The sequence below is a fragment of the Paenibacillus sp. V4I5 genome (assembly GCF_030817255.1).
Taxonomy (GTDB): Bacteria; Bacillota; Bacilli; order Paenibacillales; family NBRC-103111; genus Paenibacillus_E.
On the sequence record NZ_JAUSZB010000002.1, the window covers coordinates 1,076,351 to 1,101,275 of the forward strand.

30 protein-coding genes are annotated in these 24,925 nt (G+C 41.9%); 8 read left to right on the forward strand and 22 right to left on the reverse strand.

All coding sequences use genetic code 11. The features are described 5' to 3' along the window. Positions 1 to 24 precede the first annotated feature (24 nt). The 4 genes from QFZ78_RS06970 to QFZ78_RS06985 form a co-directional block, all read right to left on the reverse strand. Positions 25 to 1,371, reverse strand: coding sequence for an arsenic transporter (locus QFZ78_RS06970; protein WP_307546296.1), 1,347 nt, complete (start codon positions 1,369 to 1,371; stop codon positions 25 to 27). A gap of 57 nt (positions 1,372 to 1,428) precedes the next feature. Continuing rightward, entirely contained in the window at positions 1,429 to 1,584 is a 156-nt protein-coding gene (locus QFZ78_RS06975; protein ID WP_307546297.1) for a hypothetical protein, read from the reverse strand. Positions 1,585 to 1,769: 185 nt separating this feature from the next. After that, entirely contained in the window at positions 1,770 to 2,822 is a 1,053-nt protein-coding gene (locus QFZ78_RS06980) for a CotH kinase family protein (RefSeq protein ID WP_307546298.1), read from the reverse strand. A gap of 65 nt (positions 2,823 to 2,887) precedes the next feature. Continuing rightward, on the reverse strand, positions 2,888 to 3,298 hold the full coding sequence (locus tag QFZ78_RS06985) for a hypothetical protein (protein ID WP_307546299.1): 411 nt from the start codon (positions 3,296 to 3,298) through the stop codon (positions 2,888 to 2,890). 287 nt (positions 3,299 to 3,585) lie between these two features. Here QFZ78_RS06985 and QFZ78_RS06990 point away from each other — a divergent pair, with 287 nt between their 5' ends. The 3 genes from QFZ78_RS06990 to QFZ78_RS07000 all read left to right on the forward strand — a co-directional run bounded on the left by QFZ78_RS06990 (position 3,586) and on the right by QFZ78_RS07000 (position 5,305). Then, positions 3,586 to 4,152 carry a hypothetical protein gene (locus tag QFZ78_RS06990; protein WP_307546300.1) on the forward strand — a complete coding sequence of 189 codons (567 nt, stop codon included), beginning with the start codon at positions 3,586 to 3,588 and terminating at the stop codon, positions 4,150 to 4,152. Between the two features lie 167 nt (positions 4,153 to 4,319). Further along, on the forward strand, positions 4,320 to 5,018 hold the full coding sequence (locus QFZ78_RS06995) for a DUF2642 domain-containing protein (protein ID WP_307555531.1): 699 nt from the start codon (positions 4,320 to 4,322) through the stop codon (positions 5,016 to 5,018). An 89-nt stretch (positions 5,019 to 5,107) separates the two neighbouring features. Next, complete coding sequence (locus QFZ78_RS07000; RefSeq protein WP_307546301.1) at positions 5,108 to 5,305, forward strand: alpha/beta fold hydrolase; 198 nt, start codon at positions 5,108 to 5,110, stop codon at positions 5,303 to 5,305. A 200-nt stretch (positions 5,306 to 5,505) separates the two neighbouring features. Here QFZ78_RS07000 and QFZ78_RS07005 read toward each other — a convergent pair whose 3' ends face one another. The 5 genes from QFZ78_RS07005 to QFZ78_RS07025 form a co-directional block, all read right to left on the reverse strand. Continuing rightward, complete coding sequence (locus QFZ78_RS07005) at positions 5,506 to 5,664, reverse strand: aspartyl-phosphate phosphatase Spo0E family protein (RefSeq protein WP_307546302.1); 159 nt, start codon at positions 5,662 to 5,664, stop codon at positions 5,506 to 5,508. A 128-nt stretch (positions 5,665 to 5,792) separates the two neighbouring features. After that, on the reverse strand, positions 5,793 to 7,163 hold the full coding sequence (locus QFZ78_RS07010; RefSeq protein WP_307546303.1) for a PDZ domain-containing protein: 1,371 nt from the start codon (positions 7,161 to 7,163) through the stop codon (positions 5,793 to 5,795). A 159-nt stretch (positions 7,164 to 7,322) separates the two neighbouring features. After that, on the reverse strand, positions 7,323 to 8,084 hold the full coding sequence (gene hisA / locus QFZ78_RS07015) for a phosphoribosylformimino-5-aminoimidazole carboxamide ribotide isomerase (protein ID WP_307546304.1): 762 nt from the start codon (positions 8,082 to 8,084) through the stop codon (positions 7,323 to 7,325). A gap of 447 nt (positions 8,085 to 8,531) precedes the next feature. Continuing rightward, positions 8,532 to 9,005, reverse strand: coding sequence for a hypothetical protein (locus tag QFZ78_RS07020; protein ID WP_307546305.1), 474 nt, complete (start codon positions 9,003 to 9,005; stop codon positions 8,532 to 8,534). Positions 9,006 to 9,020: 15 nt separating this feature from the next. Then, positions 9,021 to 9,329: a hypothetical protein gene (locus QFZ78_RS07025; RefSeq protein WP_029198301.1), complete on the reverse strand. Its 309-nt coding sequence runs from the start codon at positions 9,327 to 9,329 to the stop codon at positions 9,021 to 9,023. Positions 9,330 to 9,623: 294 nt separating this feature from the next. Here QFZ78_RS07025 and QFZ78_RS07030 point away from each other — a divergent pair, with 294 nt between their 5' ends. After that, on the forward strand, positions 9,624 to 9,923 hold the full coding sequence (locus QFZ78_RS07030; protein ID WP_307546306.1) for a hypothetical protein: 300 nt from the start codon (positions 9,624 to 9,626) through the stop codon (positions 9,921 to 9,923). A gap of 16 nt (positions 9,924 to 9,939) precedes the next feature. Here QFZ78_RS07030 and QFZ78_RS07035 read toward each other — a convergent pair whose 3' ends face one another. Next, entirely contained in the window at positions 9,940 to 10,455 is a 516-nt protein-coding gene (locus QFZ78_RS07035; RefSeq protein WP_307546307.1) for a DUF6886 family protein, read from the reverse strand. Positions 10,456 to 10,594: 139 nt separating this feature from the next. Between QFZ78_RS07035 and QFZ78_RS07040 the strand changes: the two genes are divergently transcribed. Next, a complete protein-coding gene (locus tag QFZ78_RS07040) occupies positions 10,595 to 11,254 on the forward strand; it encodes a phosphatase PAP2 family protein (protein WP_307546308.1) in 660 nt (219 codons plus the stop codon). A 344-nt stretch (positions 11,255 to 11,598) separates the two neighbouring features. Here QFZ78_RS07040 and QFZ78_RS07045 read toward each other — a convergent pair whose 3' ends face one another. The 4 genes from QFZ78_RS07045 to QFZ78_RS07060 all read right to left on the reverse strand — a co-directional run bounded on the left by QFZ78_RS07045 (position 11,599) and on the right by QFZ78_RS07060 (position 14,660). Next, on the reverse strand, positions 11,599 to 12,648 hold the full coding sequence (locus QFZ78_RS07045) for a YheC/YheD family endospore coat-associated protein (protein WP_307546309.1): 1,050 nt from the start codon (positions 12,646 to 12,648) through the stop codon (positions 11,599 to 11,601). Between the two features lie 156 nt (positions 12,649 to 12,804). Beyond that, entirely contained in the window at positions 12,805 to 13,323 is a 519-nt protein-coding gene (locus tag QFZ78_RS07050) for a GNAT family N-acetyltransferase (protein WP_307546310.1), read from the reverse strand. A 4-nt stretch (positions 13,324 to 13,327) separates the two neighbouring features. Then, positions 13,328 to 13,792, reverse strand: coding sequence for an NUDIX domain-containing protein (locus tag QFZ78_RS07055; protein WP_307546311.1), 465 nt, complete (start codon positions 13,790 to 13,792; stop codon positions 13,328 to 13,330). 172 nt (positions 13,793 to 13,964) lie between these two features. Further along, positions 13,965 to 14,660 carry a class I SAM-dependent methyltransferase gene (locus tag QFZ78_RS07060; protein WP_307546312.1) on the reverse strand — a complete coding sequence of 232 codons (696 nt, stop codon included), beginning with the start codon at positions 14,658 to 14,660 and terminating at the stop codon, positions 13,965 to 13,967. 655 nt (positions 14,661 to 15,315) lie between these two features. On the opposite strand from QFZ78_RS07060, the gene QFZ78_RS07065 reads away from it, so the two are divergent. Then, positions 15,316 to 16,212 carry a YitT family protein gene (locus QFZ78_RS07065; RefSeq protein WP_307546313.1) on the forward strand — a complete coding sequence of 299 codons (897 nt, stop codon included), beginning with the start codon at positions 15,316 to 15,318 and terminating at the stop codon, positions 16,210 to 16,212. 278 nt (positions 16,213 to 16,490) lie between these two features. Here QFZ78_RS07065 and QFZ78_RS07070 read toward each other — a convergent pair whose 3' ends face one another. From QFZ78_RS07070 to QFZ78_RS07080, 3 genes are all read right to left on the reverse strand, one after another. Continuing rightward, positions 16,491 to 17,525, reverse strand: a complete 1,035-nt coding sequence (locus QFZ78_RS07070; RefSeq protein ID WP_307546314.1) for a Gfo/Idh/MocA family protein — start codon at positions 17,523 to 17,525, stop codon at positions 16,491 to 16,493. A 129-nt stretch (positions 17,526 to 17,654) separates the two neighbouring features. After that, positions 17,655 to 17,924: an HPr family phosphocarrier protein gene (locus QFZ78_RS07075; RefSeq protein ID WP_307546315.1), complete on the reverse strand. Its 270-nt coding sequence runs from the start codon at positions 17,922 to 17,924 to the stop codon at positions 17,655 to 17,657. Between the two features lie 31 nt (positions 17,925 to 17,955). Next, positions 17,956 to 18,597 carry a serine/threonine-protein kinase gene (locus QFZ78_RS07080; RefSeq protein WP_307546316.1) on the reverse strand — a complete coding sequence of 214 codons (642 nt, stop codon included), beginning with the start codon at positions 18,595 to 18,597 and terminating at the stop codon, positions 17,956 to 17,958. A 236-nt stretch (positions 18,598 to 18,833) separates the two neighbouring features. On the opposite strand from QFZ78_RS07080, the gene QFZ78_RS07085 reads away from it, so the two are divergent. Together QFZ78_RS07085 and QFZ78_RS07090 are read left to right on the forward strand one after the other, a co-directional pair. Continuing rightward, the gene (locus QFZ78_RS07085) at positions 18,834 to 19,724 is read left to right on the forward strand and encodes a cation diffusion facilitator family transporter (protein ID WP_307546317.1); all 891 of its coding nucleotides are present in this window, start codon (positions 18,834 to 18,836) and stop codon (positions 19,722 to 19,724) included. Continuing rightward, on the forward strand, positions 19,721 to 19,984 hold the full coding sequence (locus QFZ78_RS07090) for a hypothetical protein (RefSeq protein ID WP_307546318.1): 264 nt from the start codon (positions 19,721 to 19,723) through the stop codon (positions 19,982 to 19,984). Before QFZ78_RS07085 ends, QFZ78_RS07090 begins: the two co-directional genes overlap by 4 nt. Before the next feature lie 69 nt (positions 19,985 to 20,053). On the opposite strand, the gene msrB is transcribed toward QFZ78_RS07090, so the two are convergent. The 5 genes from msrB to QFZ78_RS07115 all read right to left on the reverse strand — a co-directional run bounded on the left by msrB (position 20,054) and on the right by QFZ78_RS07115 (position 24,841). Next, positions 20,054 to 21,037 carry a peptide-methionine (R)-S-oxide reductase MsrB gene (gene msrB, locus QFZ78_RS07095; protein WP_307546319.1) on the reverse strand — a complete coding sequence of 328 codons (984 nt, stop codon included), beginning with the start codon at positions 21,035 to 21,037 and terminating at the stop codon, positions 20,054 to 20,056. 114 nt (positions 21,038 to 21,151) lie between these two features. Continuing rightward, the gene (locus QFZ78_RS07100; RefSeq protein WP_307546320.1) at positions 21,152 to 22,084 is read right to left on the reverse strand and encodes a manganese-dependent inorganic pyrophosphatase; all 933 of its coding nucleotides are present in this window, start codon (positions 22,082 to 22,084) and stop codon (positions 21,152 to 21,154) included. 464 nt (positions 22,085 to 22,548) lie between these two features. Next, entirely contained in the window at positions 22,549 to 23,394 is an 846-nt protein-coding gene (locus QFZ78_RS07105; protein ID WP_307546321.1) for a polysaccharide deacetylase family protein, read from the reverse strand. 302 nt (positions 23,395 to 23,696) lie between these two features. Then, complete coding sequence (locus QFZ78_RS07110) at positions 23,697 to 24,050, reverse strand: GIY-YIG nuclease family protein (protein ID WP_307546322.1); 354 nt, start codon at positions 24,048 to 24,050, stop codon at positions 23,697 to 23,699. 35 nt (positions 24,051 to 24,085) lie between these two features. Further along, on the reverse strand, positions 24,086 to 24,841 hold the full coding sequence (locus tag QFZ78_RS07115; RefSeq protein WP_307546323.1) for a DUF2087 domain-containing protein: 756 nt from the start codon (positions 24,839 to 24,841) through the stop codon (positions 24,086 to 24,088). Positions 24,842 to 24,925 lie beyond the last annotated feature (84 nt).

Consider the following 24,925-nt stretch of genomic DNA (forward strand, 5'->3'; position numbering starts at 1 on the left):
TTACCTCCTTATCTCGTATTTATGTTAATAAATCCACTTAACCCAAAAGGCAAGACAAACCAATGTGAATATTAATGCAGGGGGAATTGTTATAAACGTGACCTTGCAATAATCCTTCCAGCTTATTTTCACTTTATGCTGTCTAAGGATATGGAGCCAAATTAGCGAAGCTAGTGTCCCGATAGGCAGAAGTAGAGCCCCAAGATCGCTACCAATTACACTGGCTAAGTAGGTTACTTTTAAAGTTAGTGGGTCTAACTCCATACCTGTTAAAGTTAGTGTTCCTATCATTAAGGCAGGGTGATTGTTTACTAACATAGAAAGAAGTGTGACTAGTGCTCCCATTAGTAAGCTCCCATTTAATAAGTCTCCTGAAACTAATGGTTTAAAGGCACTAACAAGCATATGAGTTAGCCCAATATTATTTAATCCATATATGATAACGTACATCCCAAAGGCAAACGCGAAGATATGCCATGGTGTCTTCTTTACCATATCGACTGGAGATATTTTGAGATATAGCCAGCGCCATGCAAGTAGAACAGTTGAACCTAGCACGGCTACGATACTTACAGGTATACCGTAATAGGAGGCAATAAATAGACTTACCCGAACCATGAATACGAACAGTAATATATTTCTCATGAATTTAGTTCGATCTTTAATGGCTGGCAGTGTGCTTGGAAGTTTAACGTTGTTTAAGGGATGTTTTCTTGGTCCAATCGCGTTTATTGGTAATTTCGTTGGGAGAATACGGTAGAAACAGAGGAATAATAACAATAAAAATACAATTAACCCCAACGTTGATGGGATAAACATCATTAATGTGTGCATATATAAATCCATTCCTACAATTTTGAGCGCAATAAGATTAACAATATTACTAACTCCTATAGGAGCGCTAGAAGCCGTAGCGATTAGAGCACCGGAAAGTAAGTAGGGTATTTTCTGGTGATTTTTTAACCCTAGTTTCTCTAGAACAATGAGTAATATAGGCGTTGTTATCATAATACTGCCATCATTGTTGAAGAATAAAGTCATTAAAAAACAAAGTAGATTAACGTACCAGAATAGACGGATCCCTGATCCTTTGGCTCTAGCCATTAATCCTTCTGCCGCCCATTGGAAGAAACCAAAGCTCTCTAATACAATCGCCATGACGATAGTTGCCATAATCGTGATAGCGGCGTCACTGATGGTATCTGTAATTTGAAGTAAATCAGCCAAAGAAACACTTCCGCTTAGAAGAACAAGGATAGCACCTCCCGTTGCAGGGATCGCTTCGTTCATATCCTTAGGACGCCAAAGAATTAGGATAACAGTCATCACAAAGGCAGCTATCGTAAGGGTTACAGATGCGGAACCAATCATAAATTTTCACCCCGCTTTTAGAAAAAATCATCTTACTGTAATTCTGAGTCCTATGAGTCATACGTCTATTCTCTTGATATAGGCAATTTCCGGTATACTCAGATCTACGGAAGATACATTTTCATAAACGACTTCTTCATTGGGCTGTAAAGGCGGTTTAAGTAAGAAGTAAAGTAGTAACCCTGCAAGCATAATGATAAACATGACGACCATTGTCATCCCCTCCCTTCTACCATCTACCACCATCTATCATTAGTAGATACTAATACTGTATGTATACGGGACCTGTACTCATCTTGCTATAAACGGTTACCCCCTCTTTTAAATGTTCCACTTTTGTCTAGTAAAAGAGGGAATGGAACAACAAAAAAACCAAATGCTATGGAGCATTTGGTTGGCTAAAGCTTTTCCATTTCTTGCTTAATAATTTCCCGCCTTTCCTTAATGTAGTTCATAATTAATTCAGGCTCACCTCTAAATTCCGAATAAGGCCACTTACGATTATGATCATTCAGCATATAAGGGGCTATCGTACCGTGTAAAAATCCAATCATCGGGGATATTTGTTTCCTTGTAAACGATGTGCGAAGAATGGAAGTAAGAATTCGTTTATAACGCAGCCTAATACTCTTGAAACTCATCAGTTTTTCGGTCAAGCGATTGTATCCCTTAATTCGTACCAAATCACTGCCGCATACTTTCCCGTAGCAATTTCTCCCCCAAGTACCTTCGTAATCCCAGGGTATGATGCGATATAATTTGGTAGGCTTATGACGATAGATCGCATAATTTTGATCAAACCCATCAAAGTTTCCGGTGAAAACAGCTCCTGCTAACCATCGCAAATAATTATCAATATCCAAATGGGATTGCAAATATTGAGCTAATGGCTTCCCAGACAGTTTATTGATCTTGGAAATGAATGCGCTCAGCTCTTTTTTCTCGCTGCTTAAGCCTATGATTTGCTCGTACCCTTCAAACATCGTCCTCTTATTCCTTTTTGTTTCCGGGTGAAACAGTTGAAAATTGGCATCATCATCCACAGCATAGAAGAGGGATTGCGCACTAATCTTCCTTTTCCTGAAGAAGTTTTTATCAACAGCTTCTATTTCTAAATAAACCCCCTGACTCTCTCCATTTAGCTTCAATTCAAAATGCTTCGTTTGTGGACTAGGCACACCAATTCGTTGGAAAAATCGAAATGAGAGCGCATTCCGTATCATCGAAGGATCGTCATACTCCGCATTCAGATGGTAAGTCTTTCCCCTGCATACAATTTCATATGATTTCTTCGCATACTCTCGCGTGTGCCCACCCCGATAACGGACCTTAATAGGAATACGTTTCCCTTTACTAATAAGTACACCGTTTACGAATTGCTTACTCCAAACATCTTCATTCAACTTTCTAAGCTGCTGATCCTGGATTACGATATGTCGAGTCGGTATCATGGCACACCGCCTTTTACATAATAAAAAGCCTATCTATAGTAGATAGACTTTCATTCTAGATTAATTTATTCGTGATTATGAACGATTGCCACGGCTCTTGTTCCCTCTTGTTTTGTCACCACGAGTTTTGTTCCCTCTTGTTTTGTCACCACGAGTTTTGTTCCCTCTTGTTTTGTCACCACGAGTTTTGTTCCCTCTTGTTTTGTCACCACGAGTTTTGTTCCCTCTTGTTTTGTCATTTTTTTGGACATTTGTGTTTTCGGTGTTGGTGTCTCTTGTTTTTTGATTTTTTTTGGCATTTGTTTTTTCAGTGTTGGCGCCTCTTGTTTTGTCATTTTTTTGGACGTTGGTTTGTTCGGTGTTGGTGCCTCTTGTTTTGTCACTTTTGTTACCTCTTGTTTTGTCACTTTTGTTACCTCTTGTTTTGTCGCTTTTGTTGCCTCTTGTTTTGTCGCCATTACTTTTGTTAGATACACTAACCTCCATCTTCAAAACCTCCTTATAGTTTATAGTGCAGTCTATGATAGGAGATTCGAATTGGATAGAGATATTGGTTGATATAGAAAAATTAATTATTAGTAGGTTCGTTCTCTTGGTGGAATTATTGCAAAAATAGATTCTAATCTAGTACCTCATATGTAACGGATACATATACTTATATTACAAATGAGCAGCAATGACATTGGTACAGGAGGTGAACACACACTAGTAAACGCTGCTTATATTCAAACTAAACCACATTCCTGAGAGGGGAAATGACAAAATGAGTGTAAACTATTTAGGTTCATTAATTGGTACTGAGGTTAAAATCAATCGCGGAGGTCCTGATTCTATGCTCGTTGGTAGATTACTATCCGTCCATTACGATTATTTAGCAATCCAAATGAAAGATGGCACTATTGTCTACATCCAATCGCAACATATCAAAAGCATTAGTAGTACGAACAGCAATGTTAGCAGAGGTAACAAAAGTAACAGAAGTTACAGAGCTTCTCAACGTTTTGAAAATGCGTATACCTTTGAAGGTCTCTTGGGTCAATTGAGATACACAAATGTTCAAATCAACCGCGGTGGCCCTGAGAAAGTTGAAGGTCTTGTCGTACATTCCGGGGATAACATCTTGCTGCTTGTTGTAAATAATGAAATCATCCGTATTCCAATCTTCCATGTTAAAAGTATTAATGCCGCTAACAAAAATAATAGCAAAGGCAAATCCGACAACAAAGACAACAAAGACAACAAAGACAACAAAGATAACAAAAGCAACAAAGCAACTGCTGCACAAATCGTTGCGATTAAACTTATGTTAAAAAAATACCGCTCTCGTTAAATTTAGTAGAACTTGCTACATGATACCCATATCCTATAACCCCAATCTCGTCGCAGGCGCGCTGATTGCTACGGCATTCAGCGCGCCATTTGGGGTTATTTATGTACTAGTTCATTAAGGATAAAGCATTTCTACTAGATTGAAAGGAGGTGCAAACTGTGGAAACTATGATTAAGCTAATTGATAAGCAAGTAGAGCTATCGTTATCGGGGATCCAACAACCCTTAAAGGGAGTGCTGCTTGAGGTTGGCAGTGATCTTATCGTAATCTTCAATGAATTTCACTTTTACTATATTCCAATCATTCATTTACAATATCTAAAGCTCGATACCTATGCAAGCTCTTCTTCCATTGACCCACCTACGGAATATCCTTTTGATCTTCAGTCTGCCTCAATCTCTTATCGAAAGATGTTGATGAGCGCTAAAGGAATGTTCGTTGAAATATATATTACTGGCAATCAAAGCATACATGGTTACTTGACCCATATAATGAATGATTATTTTGCCTTCCACTCCCCTGTGTTTCATACGATTTTCATTTCGATGAAGCACGTCAAATATGTGATCCCTTACCATCCTAATACGACACCTTACTCGATGAAAATGGAGCATTTTCTCGTCCAACCTTCTCAAGTTACATTTTCACGGACGTTTGATCAACAGTTGAAAAAGCTGGAAAGCCAGTTTGTTGTCCTGGATCTTGGAGAAAACCCGAGCAAAATTGGGGTCCTTCATACAGCAGACCATCCTTTTCTCGAGCTTCATACAGCTACCGGGAAATCGATATTGCATAGTGAGCATGTGAAAACGATTCATTTACCTTCTGTTCGCAAAGGCGACAATTTGGGAGGACGCATTTTCTAACGTTGACGTCCAGTTCGGACGTCTTTTTGCTTTGATGTGGCAAATGGGCCTTCTGGGTATCCTAACCAACCCCCATTTCCCCCTTCCGTATGGCCTTACAACACTCAGGCTCCTTGGGCTACGGATTTGAACATGATTACCGTGAAAGAGTTCAGCCTCTCACTTTTGTTCTAATTCACGGCTCGTGGACGGATGCAAGCTTTTGGTCTGGGATTGCTGCTGAATTACGCAAAAAAGGCCATACCGTCTATGTTCCTGAATACCCAGGACATGGCGCTGACCCTTAAAGAACATTATTTTGGTTGGACATAGCTTCGGAGGCAGTTTAGTGCAAAAAGTAGCCGAGCTTATTCCAGATCGTCTGAAAACCGCATATGTCAAGCCGATTAGGCTTGTACCGATTTATTCAAGTACATGGTGATCATATGTCAACAGCACAATTCGAGCCTAAACTTATTGTACGAAAGCTTTATGAAGCGTCCAGAGACTAACAAGCTATCAGAATTTGATAAGTATTTAATAATTCATCCAACTCAGCAGATAATCGCAATATGAATTCGGACCGAAGCTCGTACATTCTTCCCGCATGGTTAAGCTCACGCCTTTTAGCTTCTATTTTCTTCTCTATTTCAATTAACGGGTCCATTGTGCATGACCTCCAATGAATAGTCTATTATTTATATATTTTATACAAATATTGTTAAGAAAATATAAGTTTTACAAAGTAGACTACGAAAGCGCTGTTGTCGAAGAGACAACATGCGCTTTCGTAGTCTACGTGCAAGTTGGCTGACTTTTTTGCTTTGGATTTTGACGCAACCAGTTCAACATATCGTCAATCGTATGCACAGGGACAATAAGCAGCCCAGGTGCTCCTCGTCTTGCTTCTGACTCATTTAGAGATGGAACAAAGAATACATCGGCATCCGTTCTGCTAACGCTATAGGCTTTCTGCTCTAAGCCTCCAACAGGACCGATCGAACCATCGGGCTCCATGGTACCCGTGCCTGCAACACGATTGCCATAAGTAACACCGCAAGGTGTAAGCTGATCAATCAATGTTAGTGCCAGCACCGCCCCATGCGAGGGTCCCCCCTCATGCAGTAAATAGTTATGATATTTCACCGACTCTGGAATATCATATTGCATCTCATTCGCAACTTGAATGCCGAAGGCAGCACGACTCGGATCGTCCGGATTTGCTCGAGTCTTAACCGAAAGACTAACTGGCTGTCCGCCGCGCAGAACCAACACCTTCACCTGATCCCCGGGCTTGTTCAATTTCATGCGGGCTGTCAGCTCTTGAACTGTTGTAACGCTATAATCGTTTACTTCCTCGATCACATCGCTTAGCTGCATGATGCCGGCGCCAGGGCTATCTTTCAGAATAGCCGTGATGCGAACACCGTGCGAGGTGATCCCCTTGCCCTTACCTACTTTCTGAAACGCAATAGCACTTCCCGCGGCGTTCGCATCCGCCTTCATCGTACGTACTTCTTGGTTGTACTCTCCCAAAGACATACCAAGATTCTTCGGTTCAAATGCATACTTAGCAAAAAACTTCGCATATAGCCAATCGATCGGGAATGCAGGCCGCTCAAAGACGAGCACTCCCGAAATATCTCCATGAACATTTCCCTCATTTGCCTGTGCGTAACGATTCATATTTAAGGTCAATCCTGGGTACGTGACCATGGAATTCGTCGGCCAGAACATCACAAACATGAGTAACAAAGTGGAACCTAACAAAGTTATACTCTGAACAGGTATCTTGCGGCGCATCCGTTCATGGAAAAATAAATCTATAAATACTAATAACCAAGTTATAAGAAAAATACTCACCGAAATTTCAATCTTTTTCGGAATCGATAGTAGGATAATTACACTCACCAAGGAAGCTACGATTACCGCGACATTTCGAACGCGACCCCAAGCATTTCTTTGCGAGAACATATGCCATAGTGCGCCAGCCATCCACATAATAGGAATGAAAGCAAGAGCATAGATCAGTAGATCAATCGCATCTATCCAATAAATCCTTGTACCAAATCGCAAGGGATCTGGCAGCCAAATTAATTCCCCAGTTACAGCTAATATCAGGGCCAAAACCATACCCAAGTAGTAAAGTCTTTGCCAGCGTGCCATCCCTCAAACATCTCCTATTTCACCGAATCATAATTGGACTCCATTCCTTAACACATAACTCTAATAATAACGTTTAATCCTAAGAACAACAATTGGAGTCGATCATCTAATTAAAAATAGCAGACACCCTAATAATAATAAGGTATCTGCTGCTTTTAACTAAATTAACTCGTTCATATATTTCACAACTCCATTATAAGAGAGCTTGCCACCGAAAATGTCTAAGGCACTCCCAATGGTGATATCAAGCTTTCCGCTGGATAATTCTTTGAATAGCTCAATATCCGCGAAGGATCTTGCCCCTCCTGCGTAAGTAGTAGGAATGACAACCCAATCTGCTAACGTACTGACGAGGCTTTGCTGAATCCCGCTTTGTTTGCCCTCTACATCAACAGCATGAATCAGAAACTCATCACAATATTGCTCTAGAAACCGAATATTTTCTTTATTCAATTCAAAGTTACTCAGCTGCTTCCATTGGTTTGTAGCTACGAACCATTTGCCATCCTTCTCTTTACAACTGAGATCTATGACCAAATTGTTTTTTCCTACCTCGGCTACGATTTGTTTCAGATTATCCATATTCAGTTGCCCGTCACGGAAAATATAGGAGGTCACAACGACGTGTGAGGCACCTTGCTCAAGATAATAGCCAGCATTCTCCGCATGAATACCACCGCCAATTTGCAAACCGCTGGGATACTCACGCAGCGCGTTCACTGCTTCATCCTTATTCCCGTCACCGAGCATGATGACATGTCCTCCGAGTAGATGATCCCTTTTGAACATCGCGGCATAATAGGTGGAGTCATACGAGGAAACAAAATTTTCAATGATTTCCTTTCCCTCTGTACTTAATGTCTCACCTACGATTTGTTTAACTTTACCGTTGTGTAAATCGATACAAGGTCTAAATTTCACGAAAATACCCCCACTAGAATCAATTGCTGTTAGATCAATTTTCCATCCATTATAGCACAAATAGCCCTCATATGAGGGTAAGTACAATTAACCTTTAAGTCTCGTTTGTATTTCGGAGCGCAGCGCCGTATTACCGGCGATTTTATTATCCTTCTCATTGCTATGTTGCCTACAATGTCACCTCCATGTTATCGTTATATGGTTAATACTTCCAATCCCGCTTGGAGTTGAACAAATGAATCTTTTGACACTCTTCCCTCACACAGTCATAACTTGTTACTGCAGAGCGGATATGTTTTAGCTTGTGAAGAACTTCCTTTCTACTGTCATACGATGATCTACCTTGTATTCGGTACACTTTTAGCAGCAGCTCCTTATTGGGCAGCATTCCTCATAAAAAGAAAACCCCATCCGTAGATGAGGTTTTCTTGATTTATACCCTAAGATTTACTTTTTAGTGAATCCTTCTTCTTCCAGATACTCTTGGACCTCTTCATAAGTTTCAAAAGCGCAGTCTAGATTGCTGCCAGCATAGATATACCATAAATCTTCAACGAATGTAACGACCAAGAGATGGCCGTCTTCATCTACCCAATGCTCTTCTGGTTGTTCAGTATCCATCTTCGGAAGCTTCTTGGATGTCTTACCCGTTAAAGAATGAATCGACTTCTCGATAATGTCTCGAAGCTCTTCCGCGCTGAAATCACGGATATTGATTAACCCTTTGTTGTCCGTAGCATATCCTTTGATATATTCAGCGTAAACAAATCCATTTCCGTTTGGGTGCAGGTGATAAACAACGGTCTTCTTATCATAAGCACTATCTTCATAATGAAAATTGATCCGTCCAAGTGATACATTTTTCCGCTCTAACTCGGGAAAAGATTCCACGATAGCTAATTTATCTTCTAAACTAAGCATACAAGCCTCCGTAATTTACTCAATAACCTGAATTTTAAACACGTTCTCCAATTTTCCATCGGATCTTTTTTTCAAAGGTACTTTAATGTCTCTTCCGAGTTCTTTGAAAAAAGTTTCAACATCACACTGTACATTGGAAAGGATAACTTTGAATGAACCGTCTTCGACAATGTTCTGATTAGCTTCTGCAAGAACCTTAACATCTACCGCGTATTTCTTCGTTAACGTGTTGATGTATCGGCTGAAAATTTCAATTAATTCCTCATTGTTAAAATTTTCAATAACCAGTTTTCCCTTGTTCGTAAAATTTAAATGAACGTTCACTTTTAAATGTCCCCTTTTCCTTTAAACCGTTTATTTTCTTGTGGGTAAAACATGCTGACCGTATGGTTCTTCCTCTTTGAAAAGGATCCAATCCCTAGTTGGCAACGTTGGCACTACATCGATCAAATAATGCTTCTCTTCTATTTTACTTGTTTTTATGGGTATGAAGCAATACAAAAGCCAAATTCATTTTTAAAATTAAAAAGAAGCAGGTCATTCCCTGCCTCTTCTTGTCTTATATTGTATAATTATAACACACTTTTATGAATTCTAAGCAAAAAGGATGGAATCCCAATGGCCTTTGGCATAAAAAGAGAAGAACTTCAACGATGGAAGGCTGCCGTTAGCCGCGGCGAAATTGCCTTTTTGACTCATTACTGGCTGGATAATCGCTTTGATGGCATTCGAACCGTCACGAAGGTGGGCTGTTCTGATTTGGATCGGTTATCCAAATGGTGTGTATCCCATGGACTGAACCCGCAGTATATTCACTATAGTCCTTCCTATCCTCACTTCGACCTTTTTGGCCCCATGCAAAAGCGAATATTAGAGCGCGAGAATAAATGGGACCAGATCGAGAGATTCAAACTCTAAAAACTTTGTAAATTTTTTATAACCGCTTCGCATGTTCAAATCGATGAATGCCAAAATCAGTGAGCGTTGAAGCAAGAATGGCTTCTCTGAGTTTAGTTAATCTCGGTGTAAATCTCACTTCAATATTTAATGCCATTAATTGATCTAATAAATGACTAATGGGCTGCATGTCTAAAGGTCTGACCGTTTGCTGAGAAATGAAGTAACCAGCGGTTTCGTCAAACCGTTCAAAGCCTTCCCATGCAAACGTATACCGATACATGGTCGTCTGACTGATCTGTGAATACCAATCGTTCTCCATCACCATGACCGTGTCAGAGGAACTTACTCCAAAAAATTTATGCTCATCCTCTTCACTCATCGATGCCGACCTCTTGTAAACAATGCGCGGACAATTGCGTGGAACGTAAAAAGTAAAAGCATGCTCAGGGTCTATTGCCCATACAACCGGAGGCATATCCGTACGATTTGCCTTTACTCTTGGGATGAATATCTCAATATCAGATTCATGGCTAAAATGATATAATTCCATCGGATCACCTCTTAATGATCCATAATTCTAGAAGCTTAATGAAATACCTTTGTATAACATTAAGTCTCGTTTACATAAATAAACCTTATGCTATACTAATTATTTGTAAACACTAATTTGTATATTTGGAGAACCTACCATGATCCCAAAACTTAAGATTACGTTTGTCCTTATTCTCTGCATCCTCTCACTTATATGCTTCTCCTTAGTTGCTACCCTCATTCAGGGCCAACAGATCGCGCAATTCGATCACCACATGATTACTCTCATTCAAGGAATGGAATCGCCTGGACTCACCTTACTTATGAAAGTAATCACTTCCATTGGTTCAACCTCGATAGTGGTCACACTTGCCCTCTCTGCCATTCTTTTTCTTTATTTTGTTTTGCATCATCGCTATGAACTCATTTTCTTTATCTCCATAGTTGCAGGTACAGCCATTATTAATCATATCCTCAAATTATATTTTGTTCGTCAAAGACCCGACTTGCATAGACTTATACAAGAAACGGGCTACAGCTTTCCAAGCGGACATTCCATGGAAGCCTTCGCGCTTTACGCGTCTCTTGCTTTTCTTCTTTGGCGGCATCTCTCTACGAGAATTGGAAGAAGTATCGTCATCATACTCTGTGTCGTTATGATCATCCTTATTGGTATGAGTCGGATTTATCTTGGGGTTCATTACCCTAGTGATGTCATTGGCGGTTATTTGGCAAGCGGGGTCTATTTCACATTAGGAGTATGGCTTTTTCAATGGCACAAAGAATATCGAGCTTACACTAAGAGGTCAAATTGCTAAGTATTCTTGCTATTTTGCCTCAATCTCGTTTCAAATCGACTTATGAAGACAATCGTATACTCGCCAATTGTTTCTATTTGTTCACGGACAAGCCTTGGAAAGTCTGAATGATGGATATCTAGATTATCATCCAGCTCATTATACCAGGGCAATAAATTCTTTTTGATAATTAACATACGACTTTTCACCTTAGAATTCCACCTTTACAACGCCATATTAAAGTTTATTCGCATCCCGCTGTTTGTGTCCTAGATGAATAAGCCAATTATAGTCGTGTTAATCCCCATTTCTTCTATTTCCTATGTAATAGCCCCGCAAAAGATAGGGCTAGATTCATTGAAACTTCATCGGTTTAATAGAAACTTAGCATATCGTAATGGTGTCTCATACGTATTATTAAAAATCTGATGCATTTTCAATTGCTTGAACTCATACCTTTGATCTCTTCCATTCACTTCAATAAGCTTAATTCGCCCATAATCGTCAACGCCAATATCCAATCCGACATCGGCTATGGCTGGGATTCGCTCACTCAGGTTTTCAACTATCATCAGAGAAACTTGCTCAACAGCAGCCTTCATTCGGTATGGATCAAAACCGCTAGCCCGAAATAATTCTTCACATCGCCTAGCTTCTCCGCCTTTAGCCAGATTCGTAACATGTCTACCTGATGCAGCAACTTTGCCTGCAATTCCTGTTATCTGCCACTTCCCTTTATCCCCGCGCTGAGCAGAAATCCTTAAATCATACGGTCGACCATGATACGTTGCCAATGATATTGCTTGTTGGATGAGATAGCTTTGTGTTCCAACCTTTTCATGAATAAAAGCTTGGGCTTTCTTTTCATTTAGCATTTTCGGTTCGTTATTACTCCAACAAAGCTGCCAATCCTCGTTTTCCTTCTGAGTGACTTTAATCACCCCTTTACCAATGCTGCTATTCGTTGGTTTGACGTAAAGAGATGAAAATCTTTCCATAGCTTCTACCAGTTGTTCTCGTGAGTAGGCCATAGATTCAGGAAGATACTCTCGAATTGATTGGTTTGTCGTTAGTAGCTTGTGAATACGAAGTTTATCATGGCGATTTTGCCCATTGAATACAATACTTGATTTGGAAAGAAGCTTTAATTGATTTTGCAAATACGGTGTAAGCGTCATCGCACGGTTATGAGTGACTTTAGGAATAGGAAGCCTAATAAGTCGATACTTTTTATTCTCGTAGCATAAACCTAGAGCTGACTTCTCACTAATATGCTGAAGGCACATATAGAAAGGCGTCATTCCGAGATTTTCAGCTGCTTTATTGTAAAGATCGATTCGCTCATATCCGGTCTGCTGCCTGTGAATGCCTAAATAAGTTCTTCGATCTAGAAGAATTCCAACCACACTGCGCACGTCATCACCTTCGTCTAATAGGATCCTCTTTTACACAGTATGCAGTCAGAGTTCACCTGGTCCAAATGGGTGCAAAAAAGAGCCGCACAAAGGCAGCTCTCCTGGTTGCATAATCGATATTATCCATTCTAAATACATCGTTTTAAACGATTGCTCCTAATACATGTAAACCATCATTTCCTCATCATAGCTCTGACCCTCATATTCCAAAGCATTACGTTCAACACCATAGGACTCAAAGCCTAATTTCCGGTAGAGGTCAATAGCTGCTCCGTTCGTGGTTACCACACAAAGTGTCACTTGTTTCAAACCTTCTAGTTGTTTCCCTCTACGGATCACTTCTACCATTAATTGCTTCGCAATCCCCTGCCCGCGGTAGTTCTCTGATACGTATACACCCCAAATAAAGGCTTTATGTTTCAGCTTTAGACTTTGCTCTCGTTTAAATCCTGCTGTACCGATAAGCTGACCTTCAGCTGTAAAAGCACCCAATATATAATTACCGCTGTCTTGACCAATTCGTTTCTCCACTTCTTCCATTGACAGCAAGACCGATTCTTCATATGCAGCACCGAACGCATCAGGGTGTTTTTGCAGTGCCTCAAGCCGCAGCACCCAATAACTCTTGGCTTCTTCTACCCGGATGTTTCTGATGTCGATTTTATCACTACTCATATATTCACCATCCTATACTTTCAAACCAGAGTCCCTGTTGTTTCTTATCTAAGGCAAGCCGTATATAGTTAACCATATTATCTGGAAGCTCCTTCTTATGAAACCACTTCAATTGCTCGCACTTCTCTGGCTCTTTATTCGTAATCTCACCCTGCCAGCTATGTACGTTTAAAAAGAAGTCCACCCATTCCGACGTCGTATTTTTGCGATGCATGACACCGATGATTTCAATATCTGTGGGCTTGATGACAACCCCAGCTTCTTCTTCCGCTTCTCTTATTGCGGCTGCGATGACCTCTTCGCCGCCATCCATCCTGCCTGCAACAACGCTCCAATTGCCGTCTTGAAACCCGGTATTTTGTCTTTTCAATAATAAAACCTCTTCGTTTCTATAAAATAACACGTGTACGGAGCCATATAAAATAGGTGTTCTCAAAATGATCCCCCTTGATTCGCATATCCTTATCATAATTCCTTCAAATCCCACTAACGAATAACTAATTTTAACAAATTGCCCTTTGTATTGTAAATTGTTAAGCAAAAAAGGGAGCCAAATAGCCCCCTACAATTGCTTCTTATTCATTAACACTATAGATCCTCAAAGAATTGTCTACTATCAGTTATTACAACAATATTTGGTGCTAATAATTGAAATGCTTATACCAAATGCCTGCGTACTCAGGTACCACATCCCAATTATTTGCCCTTACTTGATTGCCAAAATCCTCTCCAAAGAAATACGAGGTTAACTGTACAGCCTCATTCACATCTTTGAACTTATAATCGGTGGATAGCGTGGTGTGTTCAAATCCATATTCGGTTTCTAACAAATGATAATAGGGAGCCAAATAATCATATCTCGTCGGTTCCGCAAACCCCGTTCCCAAAGTCTCCAGAATGATCACCGTACCCTCTGGTCTAAGAATGCGTCTAATTTCAGACATCATTTGTTTCAAATTATTCTCCCAATCCACATTATTCGGGGTAGCAAGATAACATAAGCTCCACCCTGCTACGACGAGATCCTTACTAGCGTCCTCAATTGGCAGATCTCTATGGTCGGAAACAATCGTTCGCCAGTTACTATTAGAAGATAAGGTAGTTAACTTTTTTTCTAACACATTCAGCATGGCCTTGGAACTATCCACACACCAAAGCGAATTGGCTTCTGCGGCCAGAAACATGGAAAGCCTTCCTGTCCCTGCCCCTAAGTCCACCACATCTAAATGCTCGTAAGGCCTTATCTCATGAATCACCTCTGCTAAATTGGGTTGCTTACTAATTAATAGATCATATGTTTCTGCGTTATCTTGATAAATGTTATAATCTCGAGACATACTCATTCCTCCTTCCAATTTTTCTAAGAATAAACCTTAACCTTAGGTTAAGGTCAAGCTTTAGAAGGAGTTTTGAGAAGGGAAATATTTGAATGCGCTTACAAAACTGACTTCCAAAATACACGCCAATCTTATCATGCTGATCATGATTTGAAAATATAAAAAGATACCGCTTTCAGGTTTGACTCAGTGGGACTGAAGTGCTACAATTCAAGCAAATTTGGTTGCAAATCAGGATTGGAGGAAATGCTCCTGCATCATTTTAAACATAAATGGCAATGGACGATATTGGTCTGGATCATTCTTGGGCTGTTCGTATTTCCTTTGACACCGCCAATTTCACACCACTATTCTACTGATACCGATATACTCGTTCTATCTAATACGACTCATGTCTTAACCGTTCAAGCACATCCGCCTACCAGAGAATCTATACAAGCTCACGAAGACAAGATTCAGAGACACGAAGATTATGACAAAGATTATGAGATGACCGTATTTGTTGTTTTTATTATTTTTATATTATCTAAAATATGGAAGAAATTGAAAAGTATCTTATTAGCTTTTCTCAAATTCACATCGGGTTACACGGGCCTCATTCCTTCATTTTTCATTAGAACCCAACTGAATGAAATGTGGAAAAGAGGAACCCTTCATGTCAAACTTATCGGCAGGAGCACAACAAGCACGCTCCCAACATCAAAAACTAACGCGCTTTAAATTTTTGCGTAGAGTATTATTTATGATCATTGGATCTGCCTTATTTTCTGTTGGTTTGGAAATTTTCTTAGTCCCCAACAATATTATCGATGGCGGCGTAGTAGGGATTTCAATTATCGTCTCTCATTTGACTAACATACCAATCGGTATATTTCTCGTTCTATTGAATTTACCTTTCTTACTTCTAGGGTATAAGCAAATCGGCAAAACGTTTGCCTTATCGACATTGTTCTCCGTTGTCCTTATGTCTATTGGAACTACCCTACTTCATCCGGTAGAAGCAATAACCATAGATCCCTTGCTAGCCGCAGTTTTCGGTGGAATCATACTTGGTATCGGTGTAGGATTAGTCATTCGCTCGGGCGGTTCGCTCGATGGAACAGAAATTGTAGCCATTGTATTTAGTAAAAAGTCGCCATTCTCGGTCGGCGAAATCGTGATGTTTTTCAACTTTTTTATTCTCGCCAGCGCAGGTTTCGTGTTTGGTTGGGATCATGCGATGTACTCGCTCATTGCGTATTACATTGCCTTCAAAATGATTGATATCACCATCGAAGGCCTGGATCAATCCAAAGCCGTATGGATTATCAGCGATGAATCCGAAAAAATCGGGGAAACCATAACGTTCCGACTTGGCCGTGGCGTGACCTACCTGAAGGGCGAAGGCGCATTTACAGGGGATGAAAAAAAAGTGATATTCAGCGTCATCACTCGTCTAGAAGAAGCCAAGCTGAAATCCATCTTAGACGAATTGGATCCCAAAGCTTTCCTCGCCATAGGCAATATCCATGATGTAAAAGGCGGCAGATTTAAAAAGAAAGATATTCATTAAAAGGAAATGGCAAGAAGAGGTTAAACAGAGCTTTCTGTTTAACCTCTTCTTTGATTTTTTGCACGATAGTGCTGCAAAAAGTACAGCTAATTTGAAGCATTTGGTCCATATCTGCTTAAAAAGCGGAATTTTGATGTACATCTTGGCCCCAGGAGTTGAGCGAAGTGGTGACTATCCTATCATCGCCAGAGTAACTGCTGCCGTAGCCAGGGGAAACATAGACATCAATAAATCAACAAGTTACCCTTGGCACCTGGCGGCGGCAGCACGCGAACGTTCTAGTTCCAGTAGTTCCTCAGATCAACCTTCTGGCCAAGCTTCGCGCTGTCGAGGGCACCAAGCACCATCGCCATGCTCTTGATATTGTCGCGGCAGTCTGTCTCCGCGAGGCGGCCTTCTTCCAACGCCGCGAACATCTCGTCCAGACAGCCGGCGTGGCCGCTGTGGCCGGGCCAGTTCACATCCGCGTCCACTTTCGTGTAGTCGCGGATGAACTTGCCGGCTTGATCGCCGCCGGCGACGATCTCGGCGTACGGTGCGCCGCTACCGTCCCACAGAGCGGTGCCCTGCTCGCCGGTCACACGCCAAGCCGCCTCCCAAGAGGTCGGCGCCCCTTCCGCGCACCAGGAGCCGCGGTAACAGAACACAGTGCCGTCTGACATCTCATAGATGCAGATAGCAGAGGCATTCCCGGCGTACCACGAGCCGGGCGGGTTGAATTCCTGGCAGTACACCGAAACGGGGTCTGCCCCAGTAATAAACCGAGCCTGATCGAAGGTATGGATCGCCATGTCTAGAATGAGCGGGCTTTCCATCGCTTCGCGAAAGCCCCCAAAATGCGGCCCCAAGAAAAAATCAGCGCCGACATAACCCACGCGGCCGATCGTGCCCGCGTTAATGATCTCCCGCAGTGCGCGGATGTTCGCGTCGTAGCGGCGGTTCTGCATGACGGAGAAGGATCTTCCCGTCCGCTCCGCCAGCTGCACGAGCTCCCGCGCTTCCGCCATCGTGGCGGCCATCGGTTTCTCACCGAAGACGTCACATCCTTGCCGGAGTGCTGTGCCGCACACCTGGAAATGGCTGGACGGAATCGTGATGTCCAGCACCAGATTAGCACCGCTATCCTGAATAGCTTGCTCCAGATTGGTATAGACGCCGCAGGTAAGACCATGGCGGTCAGCCATGGCTTGTGCGAATTCCGTCTTAATATCAACAAGCGCGACAATGTCGCTATCCTCACGTTTTAACATATACTCGACCCATACATTTGCCATGCTGCCGCATCCTACGACCACGATGTGATACTTACTCATCTCGTACATTCCTCCAATATCATCCCTAAATTGCGTATATCTGCTTTGTTACGCTTTATTTTATCCCTTTTCTTAGGGACATTCTCTATCCAATCTTGTGAGAATAGGGTCAAATATTGTGGTGAGTAATTAATCCCCTCGGTATGGCTCAAACAAATCAAACATAAAGTGCATGGCCTCTTCCTCATCTTTGCCTTTGGTGAGCAAACGAAGTGTAGTTCCAGCTTTGATCGGGACTAGAAGCATGCCTAGTAGGCTTTTCACATCCACAATGTGGTGTTTTTGATCAAGCTCAAAATCTATCGTAATGTCCGAAATAAAATGAGAAGACTTTGCAGAGATGATTGATAAATCGCCCCGTTGTAAATCGGAATGGATCTCAAATTCATGTACTCTCATAACCAAACCTTCCTTTTCTATAAATTTCGGTTCATTTGCTCTTTCTGCGGTATTTCTTCCATTTGCGATAGCTTCTCCGAACAACATTCAAAGCAAAGCCGGGAATGGGCATTTTCCGTACCCACGGATAATAGAAACGATCATAGGCATTTTTGAGATCGTCCCACATGGGACAATATTCGCTTTTCATAAAGTCAGATACGTCGACTACTAATCCTCTGCCATCCTTCATCATCACATTTTTCCCATGTACGTCATGTGGATTTAGGCCCCTGCTAACTGCGTAAGCGAGTGCTTCATCTATGTCTGTAATAACTTGCCGTGGAATTGGAAGCCCTCGATGTAAGCATTTGTATAAAGTAACTCCAGTCAAACGGCGCAATACCAAATAATTATCCCCTGCATGCAAGCATTCTGAAAATGCGGGATGTTTCCCTAGACGTCTGTATACTTCCTTTTCCTCCTCAATCCCTGGTCTGCCTGGTGCATACACTTTAACGACGACCTCAGGGTAATTCGGATGCGCAAGTACTGCTGCATAATTACCTGAACCAACTATCTTCCATGGCTTAGGTATATAGTGGACAATAATTGGATCGTAAGGTTGCTTACTGTAGAGCTCCAAATTCGGGAGCAATTGGTGTTCTATTTCAATCATCCAAGGCTTTAACATAGAATTATTTCTGCTCCCCTTCCATCTTTTCTCTACCCCCGTATAGGTGACGGAAACATGGTTTGTTAATTACTGCTATGTGTGGTATTATACAAAGATATTTGTGTAAAGTGAAGTGTTGAACATGTCCTATTATAATTTGCTAGATTCCCATACAAAAATGAAGCTAATCCCTTGACCCTTGGTCAAGGGATTTTTTTTCCTTGGGGAAACACTTCTGGAGGAGGTCATCATTGATGAACAACGACAACAAATCATCTTTTTGGGCGATTTGGATATCCCTAATCAGCAACATCATACTTACCATAATGAAAATCGTAATCGGATTGCTGTTTCATAGTGAGGTTTTATTAGCTGATGGGGTTCATAATGCAGGTGATATTATCGCTACGATCGCAGCACTTAGCGCGATGCAAATTTCCAAGCTTCCAGCCGATGAAGACCATCCCTATGGCCATGGCAAAGCTGAGGTGTTAGGTTCTGGATTTGTAGCTTTTATCCTTGCGCTAGCAGCCATTTATATTGCTTATCATTCGACTGCCGCATTTTTCCACGACCCCCTAAAACCAAGCTTAATTGCCTTTATTGCAGCAGCAGTCTCTATGGTTTGGAAATACGCCCTCTATGTTTACACGTTGCGGATTGGCAGCAGAACGAACAGTAAGGGGCTGATTGCTACAGCCAAGGATCACTTGGCCGACGTTTACGCCTCATTAGCGGCAGTTATTGGAATTGGAATGGCCTTTGTTGGTAAAACTTATAACATTCACTGGTTATCCTACGGAGATGCAGCGGCGGGAATTATCGTTTCATTATTGGTTTTGAAATTAGCTGTGGAAATGGGCAAGGAAGCCTTTGATGTTCTGATGGAGAAAACAGTGGATCAACAAAAGCTGCACCAGTATACGCAGTTAATCCAAGCGATTCCACAGGTAAAACGAATTGATCGTATTCGCGCAAGGGAACACGGTCATTACATTTTAGTGGATGCCAGAGTTGCGATTCCTGGTGAGCTTACGATCCAACAAGGTCATGATATCTCCCGTGCTATCAAGAAATCCATTATGGAACAGCATGGTGACGTAGATGAAGTCCTTATCCATTTGAACCCTTGGTACAAAGAATGATGCTCAACAACACGAAAATAACAGAAAGCGGTGATGTGATGCCAAGCAATGCTTATTATCTAATCTTTTCTGTCATTTTAATAGCGGCCGTCTTATTTACAGTGATCATTGGTCACTCCCGAACAAATAAAGAAGGCAATCCTGAATATGATAACAAAACCAAAGGCAATTGGTCTCGACTTACGCTCTTCTATGTAGTTGCTATTGCCCTTGGAGTGCTTGCGCTGATTATCTATGTAGTTAACCGTACATCCACGTAAATGAGAAAGACGCTAGCCAGGATCTTGATCCTGATTAGCGTCTTTTTTGTAAATCTCCCCTGAAAGGTCTTACTTCTCCTCAAAAAAACGAAGATAAGCGCCATAGCCTTCCTTTTCCAGATCTGCCAACGGAATAAACCGAAGCGCAGCTGAATTAATGCAGTATCTGAGACCATTTGGCCCTGGGCCATCATTAAACACGTGACCTAGATGGGAATCTGCCTCGTGGCTTCGCACCTCTGTACGTACCATTAAATGACTATGATCAGCTTTCTCTTTCACACTACCTTCGAATACCGGTTTCGAGAAACTAGGCCAGCCACAGCCCGAATCAAATTTGTCGTAGGAGCTGAATAATGGCTCACCCGAAACGATGTCCACATACAGACCCTTCTCATGAGAGTCCCAGAACTCATTCTCAAATGGCCGCTCTGTCCCATTATTTTGCGTTACTTCAAATTGAAGCGGTGTTAATTTTTGCTTACGTTCTTCTTTATCCTTGGCTGTGTTCCAATACTTCTCAATATAGGAATCACGTCCTGATCCTTTGCGGTAGGCCTTGTAATGCTGCGGATTTTTGTGATGATAGTCCTGATGATAATCTTCCCCAGGATAAAAGGCTTCAGCATCAATCCGAACAATCTCCGTCACGATAGGCCGATCGAAGCGACCGCTATCCTGAAGTGCTTGCTTGGAAGCTTCCGCTTTCTCTTTTTGCTGGTCACTATGGGCAAAAATGCCAGTCCGGTAAGACGATCCGCGGTCATGGAACTGACCTCCTGCATCCGTGGGATCAATCTGGCGCCAAAATGTATCAAGCAATTTATCATAAGGATATAGTTCAGGGTCAAATGTAATTTGAACGGCTTCTGCATGTCCTGTTGTCTCCGAGCATACTTCTTTGTAAGTCGGATTACTTGTGTGACCGCCAATGTAACCTGACACTACGGATATAATACCTGGCAGTTCCTCAAATGGTGTAACCATACACCAGAAACATCCACCAGCAAAAGTTGCCTTTTCATAATTACCTTGTTGAGCGTTATCAACCATTTCTGCTTCACCTCTTTCTTTTGTATCCCTTCTATCATACCAAAAAATGAGCGTACAACCAAAAGACACCGTTCATCCTGAACGGTGTCTTCGTAATACAGATAAAAGCGATTCCTACAGGTTGTTGAAGATATCCGTAAGAACAGGAACGATTTGAGATTTACGTGAAACAACGCCTTTGAGCAACGCTTTGTTGTCTACAAGCGTAACGTTGTAAGCTTTCTCCACAGCATCGGCTTTACGTCCAAGAGCAAGACCGATGGAATCATTGTTAAGAATGTCTGTAACAACAAACAAGAACAAGTCCAGGTTTTTCTCAGCGATGATGGCATTAAGCGCGGATTCAATCTCAGCTTGCTGGGAAAGAACATCGTTAACATCAACCGCATTTACTTGTGCGATTTCGGCTTTATAGCCGCCCATTTGGAATTCTTTTGCGTCCAAAGAAATCAATTGTGCAACTGTTTTGTCACTCAGATCTGCTCCGGCTTTCAACATTTCCAGACCATAAGTCTCAGCGTCCACGCCAGCAATTGCAGCAAGTTCGCGAGCAGCGGCAACGTCTTGCTCCGTGCAAGTCGGGGATTTGAACAATAAGGAATCCGAAATGATAGCTGAAAGCATCAAACCTGCGATGTCTTTGTCGATGGAAACTCCGTTTTCTTTGTACAATTTATTTAGGATGGTTGCTGTGCAACCAACTGGCTCTGCGCGGTAGTAAAGCGGATGGCTAGTCTCGAAGTTAGCAATACGGTGGTGGTCAATTACTTCCACAACACGTACTTGATCGATGTCTGAAACACTTTGTTGACGCTCAACATGGTCTACCAAGATGACATTAGCTGCTTCATTCGCTACAGTCTCAACTTGACGAGGCGCTGCAACTTTAAAAGTATCCAATGCATATTGTGTTTCACCATTCACACTGCCTAGACGAACAGCTTCAACCTCTTGGCCTAATTTCGTTTTCAGTGCAGCATAAGCAATTGCTGATGTGATTGAATCAGTGTCCGGATTTTTATGTCCGAAAATTAGTGTTTTTGACATTGTACGACTCCTTAACCGAAATAGTATAGTTAGTGCTTATAATCTCTATTTACGATTATACTAAAAAATCTCTGTAAATCCACTACTAAACCAAAAGCTTTAGTTTGAATTAAAAAAATGGACTGAATTGGGTCAGGTAAGAGCTATTGATCCCAGGAAAACTGTATGTTCTGCTCTCCAATGTGAGCGTTCTTAAGTTTGATGTTTAGTTAGTCAAATTGCTCGCTTATTCTTTGATCAGCCTGAATAATGGTTTAAATTTGGGGTGGTTCAAGTAATGTTTGAATCAAATAATTTAGTTCAAATAATGTACCGATGAGAATTGTTGTACGATGTACAACTCCCTCTCAACTAAACCAAGGAAAGGCTGTCAAACTGGCTTTCTAATTGTCTTTATATTCCTCTTTTTTTTCACGCTATACTTCTAAACAAAAACAATTTAATAACTTACTTTATAATCTCACTCAGCCAACAAAGCTAATCAAGTTAATCAAGCTAACCAAACTAGCAGTAAGCTTCTGAACCCATGTAGCAAAATCATCTTCGCCATGAACGACAATTCGACTTAGTTCATATGGCGATTGGTTCGATGAAGCATACCCTTCCTTCGTTGTAAAGGCATAGCGGTAAGCCGCCTCTTTTAAGATCTTCAACGTTTCCTCATTATACTCGCCAAACGGATAAGCAAAAACATCTACGCTCTTCCCAAGCGCCTGCTCAATACGTCGGCGCGATTCCGTGATCTCCTCGCGCTGCTGTTCAACGCTGAGCTGTGTGAGATGCGGATGTGTCAGCCCATGCGGCGCTATGTCCCACCCCGCCGCGCTCAGCTCTTGCACTTGCGGCCAGCTTAAGTAGCCTGGCTGGCCAATGAATCCTGGCGACAGGAACAGCGTCGCCGGAAAGCGATGACGCTGGAGGATCGGCAACGCCACCTCAGCGTTATTCGCGTAGCCGTCATCGAACGTGAGCAGCACGGGCCTCTCCGGTGACGGCTGTTTCTTCTCGATGATGCGCACGAAGTCATGCAGCGTCAACGGGGTGTAGTGATGCGCAGCCAAATAGTCCATTTGGCGCGCGAACATATCGGGGTGGAGCACGTACGTGTTCCCTGGCTCCACCCCGATGCTGTGGTAGTTCAGCACGGGAATCACAATTCCGTGCTGCTGCCCATCGACCGCGACCTGTGACGCGGATGCTTGGGCTGCTGCTGGCGCAAAGCATGCCAGCAAGACCCACACAAGCGTGAACGCTCGCGCCATTCGCAAATATTTATGAATCCCCATCGCATTCATAGTCATATATCGCATGCTCCATTCTTCCCATTCATCATCATATGTCGCTTACTCCACACATCTCATTCCTGTTCCCAATCACTCGGGATGGAATCCCTTAATACCTGCAGATGTCTACTCAGCTTCTCCGTCCCCTTCAACTCGTATGCATATAATCCTACTATTACTGTCTGTTACTCTAAACGATAATTGACTTCTCTGGCACTCAGCTGTCCAGACAATCCCGCATCTTTTGACAACAAAGAGTTACAGTAACAAACCAAAAAGAGGTTCAGCAGAATCCCTGCTAAACCTCTCTCAAAACCTCTCCCAAACCCCTAAAGCTTCCGCTTATTATAACCGCGATCCTCATAGGGTTGGAGTTCCTCAAGCCACTTCTCTTCCAGCTTCTTCAACGCATCGTTCTCGTCGAAGTAACCAGTCTCCTTCACTTTGAGCACTTCTAGAACCTCAAGCACGAAGGCATCGCCACCAAATTCGTTCCAATCCTTCTGAAGTAACAGATTCCGATGCGTGCCCATTTGCAATTCCAATAGCTTCCCATTCATAGTTTTTAAATTCTTCGTACTTAAAATCCACAACTTTCCATTCATCGTATTCCGGACTTGAAAAACACCGGCTTCCTTCTTCGTTTCTTTATATAGTTGCTGCAGCTCTTGTCTACGATTCATCTCATTGGGCTCCTTTTTACTCATGTTGTTCCTATTCATCCTTTCAGCCAATATTGACTTCCGTCTGGTTGTCGATCGAGAAAGCCATACTCAATCAAATATCTGCGAATCTTCACATAGTCATGAAAAACTGGCTTGATAATCTCGTTGACTTCCTTTTCTCCATAAAAGCGATCTTGTTCGAATCGTTTGGCGATTTCACGCAGCACAACGACTTTATGCTTTTCTTGCTGTGAAAATGAGACTAGCTCGCCTGACGTACCATTAGGGAAATACTTCTTAATGATCTTCTCGTACTCATCTTGCGTGATATTGTATCGTTCATCCACCATCTTGGCCGTTTTATGAATTTCTACAAAAACAGGCGCGTGCTGGTCCTTCTCTTTTAACAGTTCCATCATCGTCACAAAAATCTTGGCTTGGCGCTCTTTTTCCTTCAATCCAAATCGATGATTACGAATCGTTGAGGCACTGCCAATGCCCAATTCCTTTTGGATTTCACTATCGCTCTTTCCTTCATAGAACAGTTGAAGCAAACTATTCTGATGGTCAGTCAGACCTGTAAGCTTTTTATCCAACCCGATGAAATATTGAAAAACAGATCCATGTGCATGCCCTATATGCCATTTCAGATAACGCTCTGCCTCATACAAGACACCATCCTGGGGATAAATAATTCCCGCTTCCGTTCTCTTGCCGCAAAGCAAACAAATGTAACCATCATCTTCCTGTACATAGCCACGTTTCCACTCATCAAGTGAGGCTTTCCAGAACATTTCAGACATTTCCAAAGTAAACACTTCCCAATAAAGTTTATTATATATTAGACATTATATTATTTTGTTTATCAAAATGTCAAACCTCAGAATAAAAAA

Bases quoted from the DNA above. Each gene is read 5' to 3' on its own strand.
- QFZ78_RS06970 (WP_307546296.1), bottom strand. From the start codon at position 1,371: ATGATTGGTTCCGCATCTGTAACCCTTACGATAGCTGCCTTTGTGATG.
- QFZ78_RS06975 (WP_307546297.1), bottom strand. From the start codon at position 1,584: ATGGTCGTCATGTTTATCATTATGCTTGCAGGGTTACTACTTTACTTC.
- QFZ78_RS06980 (WP_307546298.1), bottom strand. From the start codon at position 2,822: ATGATACCGACTCGACATATCGTAATCCAGGATCAGCAGCTTAGAAAG.
- QFZ78_RS06990 (WP_307546300.1), top strand. From the start codon at position 3,586: ATGAGTGTAAACTATTTAGGTTCATTAATTGGTACTGAGGTTAAAATC.
- QFZ78_RS06995 (WP_307555531.1), top strand. From the start codon at position 4,320: ATGATTAAGCTAATTGATAAGCAAGTAGAGCTATCGTTATCGGGGATC.
- QFZ78_RS07000 (WP_307546301.1), top strand. From the start codon at position 5,108: ATGGCCTTACAACACTCAGGCTCCTTGGGCTACGGATTTGAACATGAT.
- QFZ78_RS07005 (WP_307546302.1), bottom strand. From the start codon at position 5,664: ATGGACCCGTTAATTGAAATAGAGAAGAAAATAGAAGCTAAAAGGCGT.
- QFZ78_RS07010 (WP_307546303.1), bottom strand. From the start codon at position 7,163: ATGGCACGCTGGCAAAGACTTTACTACTTGGGTATGGTTTTGGCCCTG.
- QFZ78_RS07020 (WP_307546305.1), bottom strand. From the start codon at position 9,005: ATGCTTAGTTTAGAAGATAAATTAGCTATCGTGGAATCTTTTCCCGAG.
- QFZ78_RS07030 (WP_307546306.1), top strand. From the start codon at position 9,624: ATGGCCTTTGGCATAAAAAGAGAAGAACTTCAACGATGGAAGGCTGCC.
- QFZ78_RS07035 (WP_307546307.1), bottom strand. From the start codon at position 10,455: ATGGAATTATATCATTTTAGCCATGAATCTGATATTGAGATATTCATC.
- QFZ78_RS07040 (WP_307546308.1), top strand. From the start codon at position 10,595: ATGATCCCAAAACTTAAGATTACGTTTGTCCTTATTCTCTGCATCCTC.
- QFZ78_RS07050 (WP_307546310.1), bottom strand. From the start codon at position 13,323: ATGAGTAGTGATAAAATCGACATCAGAAACATCCGGGTAGAAGAAGCC.
- QFZ78_RS07055 (WP_307546311.1), bottom strand. From the start codon at position 13,792: ATGATAAGGATATGCGAATCAAGGGGGATCATTTTGAGAACACCTATT.
- QFZ78_RS07060 (WP_307546312.1), bottom strand. From the start codon at position 14,660: ATGTCTCGAGATTATAACATTTATCAAGATAACGCAGAAACATATGAT.
- QFZ78_RS07065 (WP_307546313.1), top strand. From the start codon at position 15,316: ATGTCAAACTTATCGGCAGGAGCACAACAAGCACGCTCCCAACATCAA.
- QFZ78_RS07070 (WP_307546314.1), bottom strand. From the start codon at position 17,525: ATGAGTAAGTATCACATCGTGGTCGTAGGATGCGGCAGCATGGCAAAT.
- QFZ78_RS07075 (WP_307546315.1), bottom strand. From the start codon at position 17,924: ATGAGAGTACATGAATTTGAGATCCATTCCGATTTACAACGGGGCGAT.
- QFZ78_RS07080 (WP_307546316.1), bottom strand. From the start codon at position 18,597: ATGTTAAAGCCTTGGATGATTGAAATAGAACACCAATTGCTCCCGAAT.
- QFZ78_RS07085 (WP_307546317.1), top strand. From the start codon at position 18,834: ATGAACAACGACAACAAATCATCTTTTTGGGCGATTTGGATATCCCTA.
- QFZ78_RS07090 (WP_307546318.1), top strand. From the start codon at position 19,721: ATGATGCTCAACAACACGAAAATAACAGAAAGCGGTGATGTGATGCCA.
- msrB (WP_307546319.1), bottom strand. From the start codon at position 21,037: ATGGTTGATAACGCTCAACAAGGTAATTATGAAAAGGCAACTTTTGCT.
- QFZ78_RS07100 (WP_307546320.1), bottom strand. From the start codon at position 22,084: ATGTCAAAAACACTAATTTTCGGACATAAAAATCCGGACACTGATTCA.
- QFZ78_RS07105 (WP_307546321.1), bottom strand. From the start codon at position 23,394: ATGCGATATATGACTATGAATGCGATGGGGATTCATAAATATTTGCGA.
- QFZ78_RS07110 (WP_307546322.1), bottom strand. From the start codon at position 24,050: ATGAATCGTAGACAAGAGCTGCAGCAACTATATAAAGAAACGAAGAAG.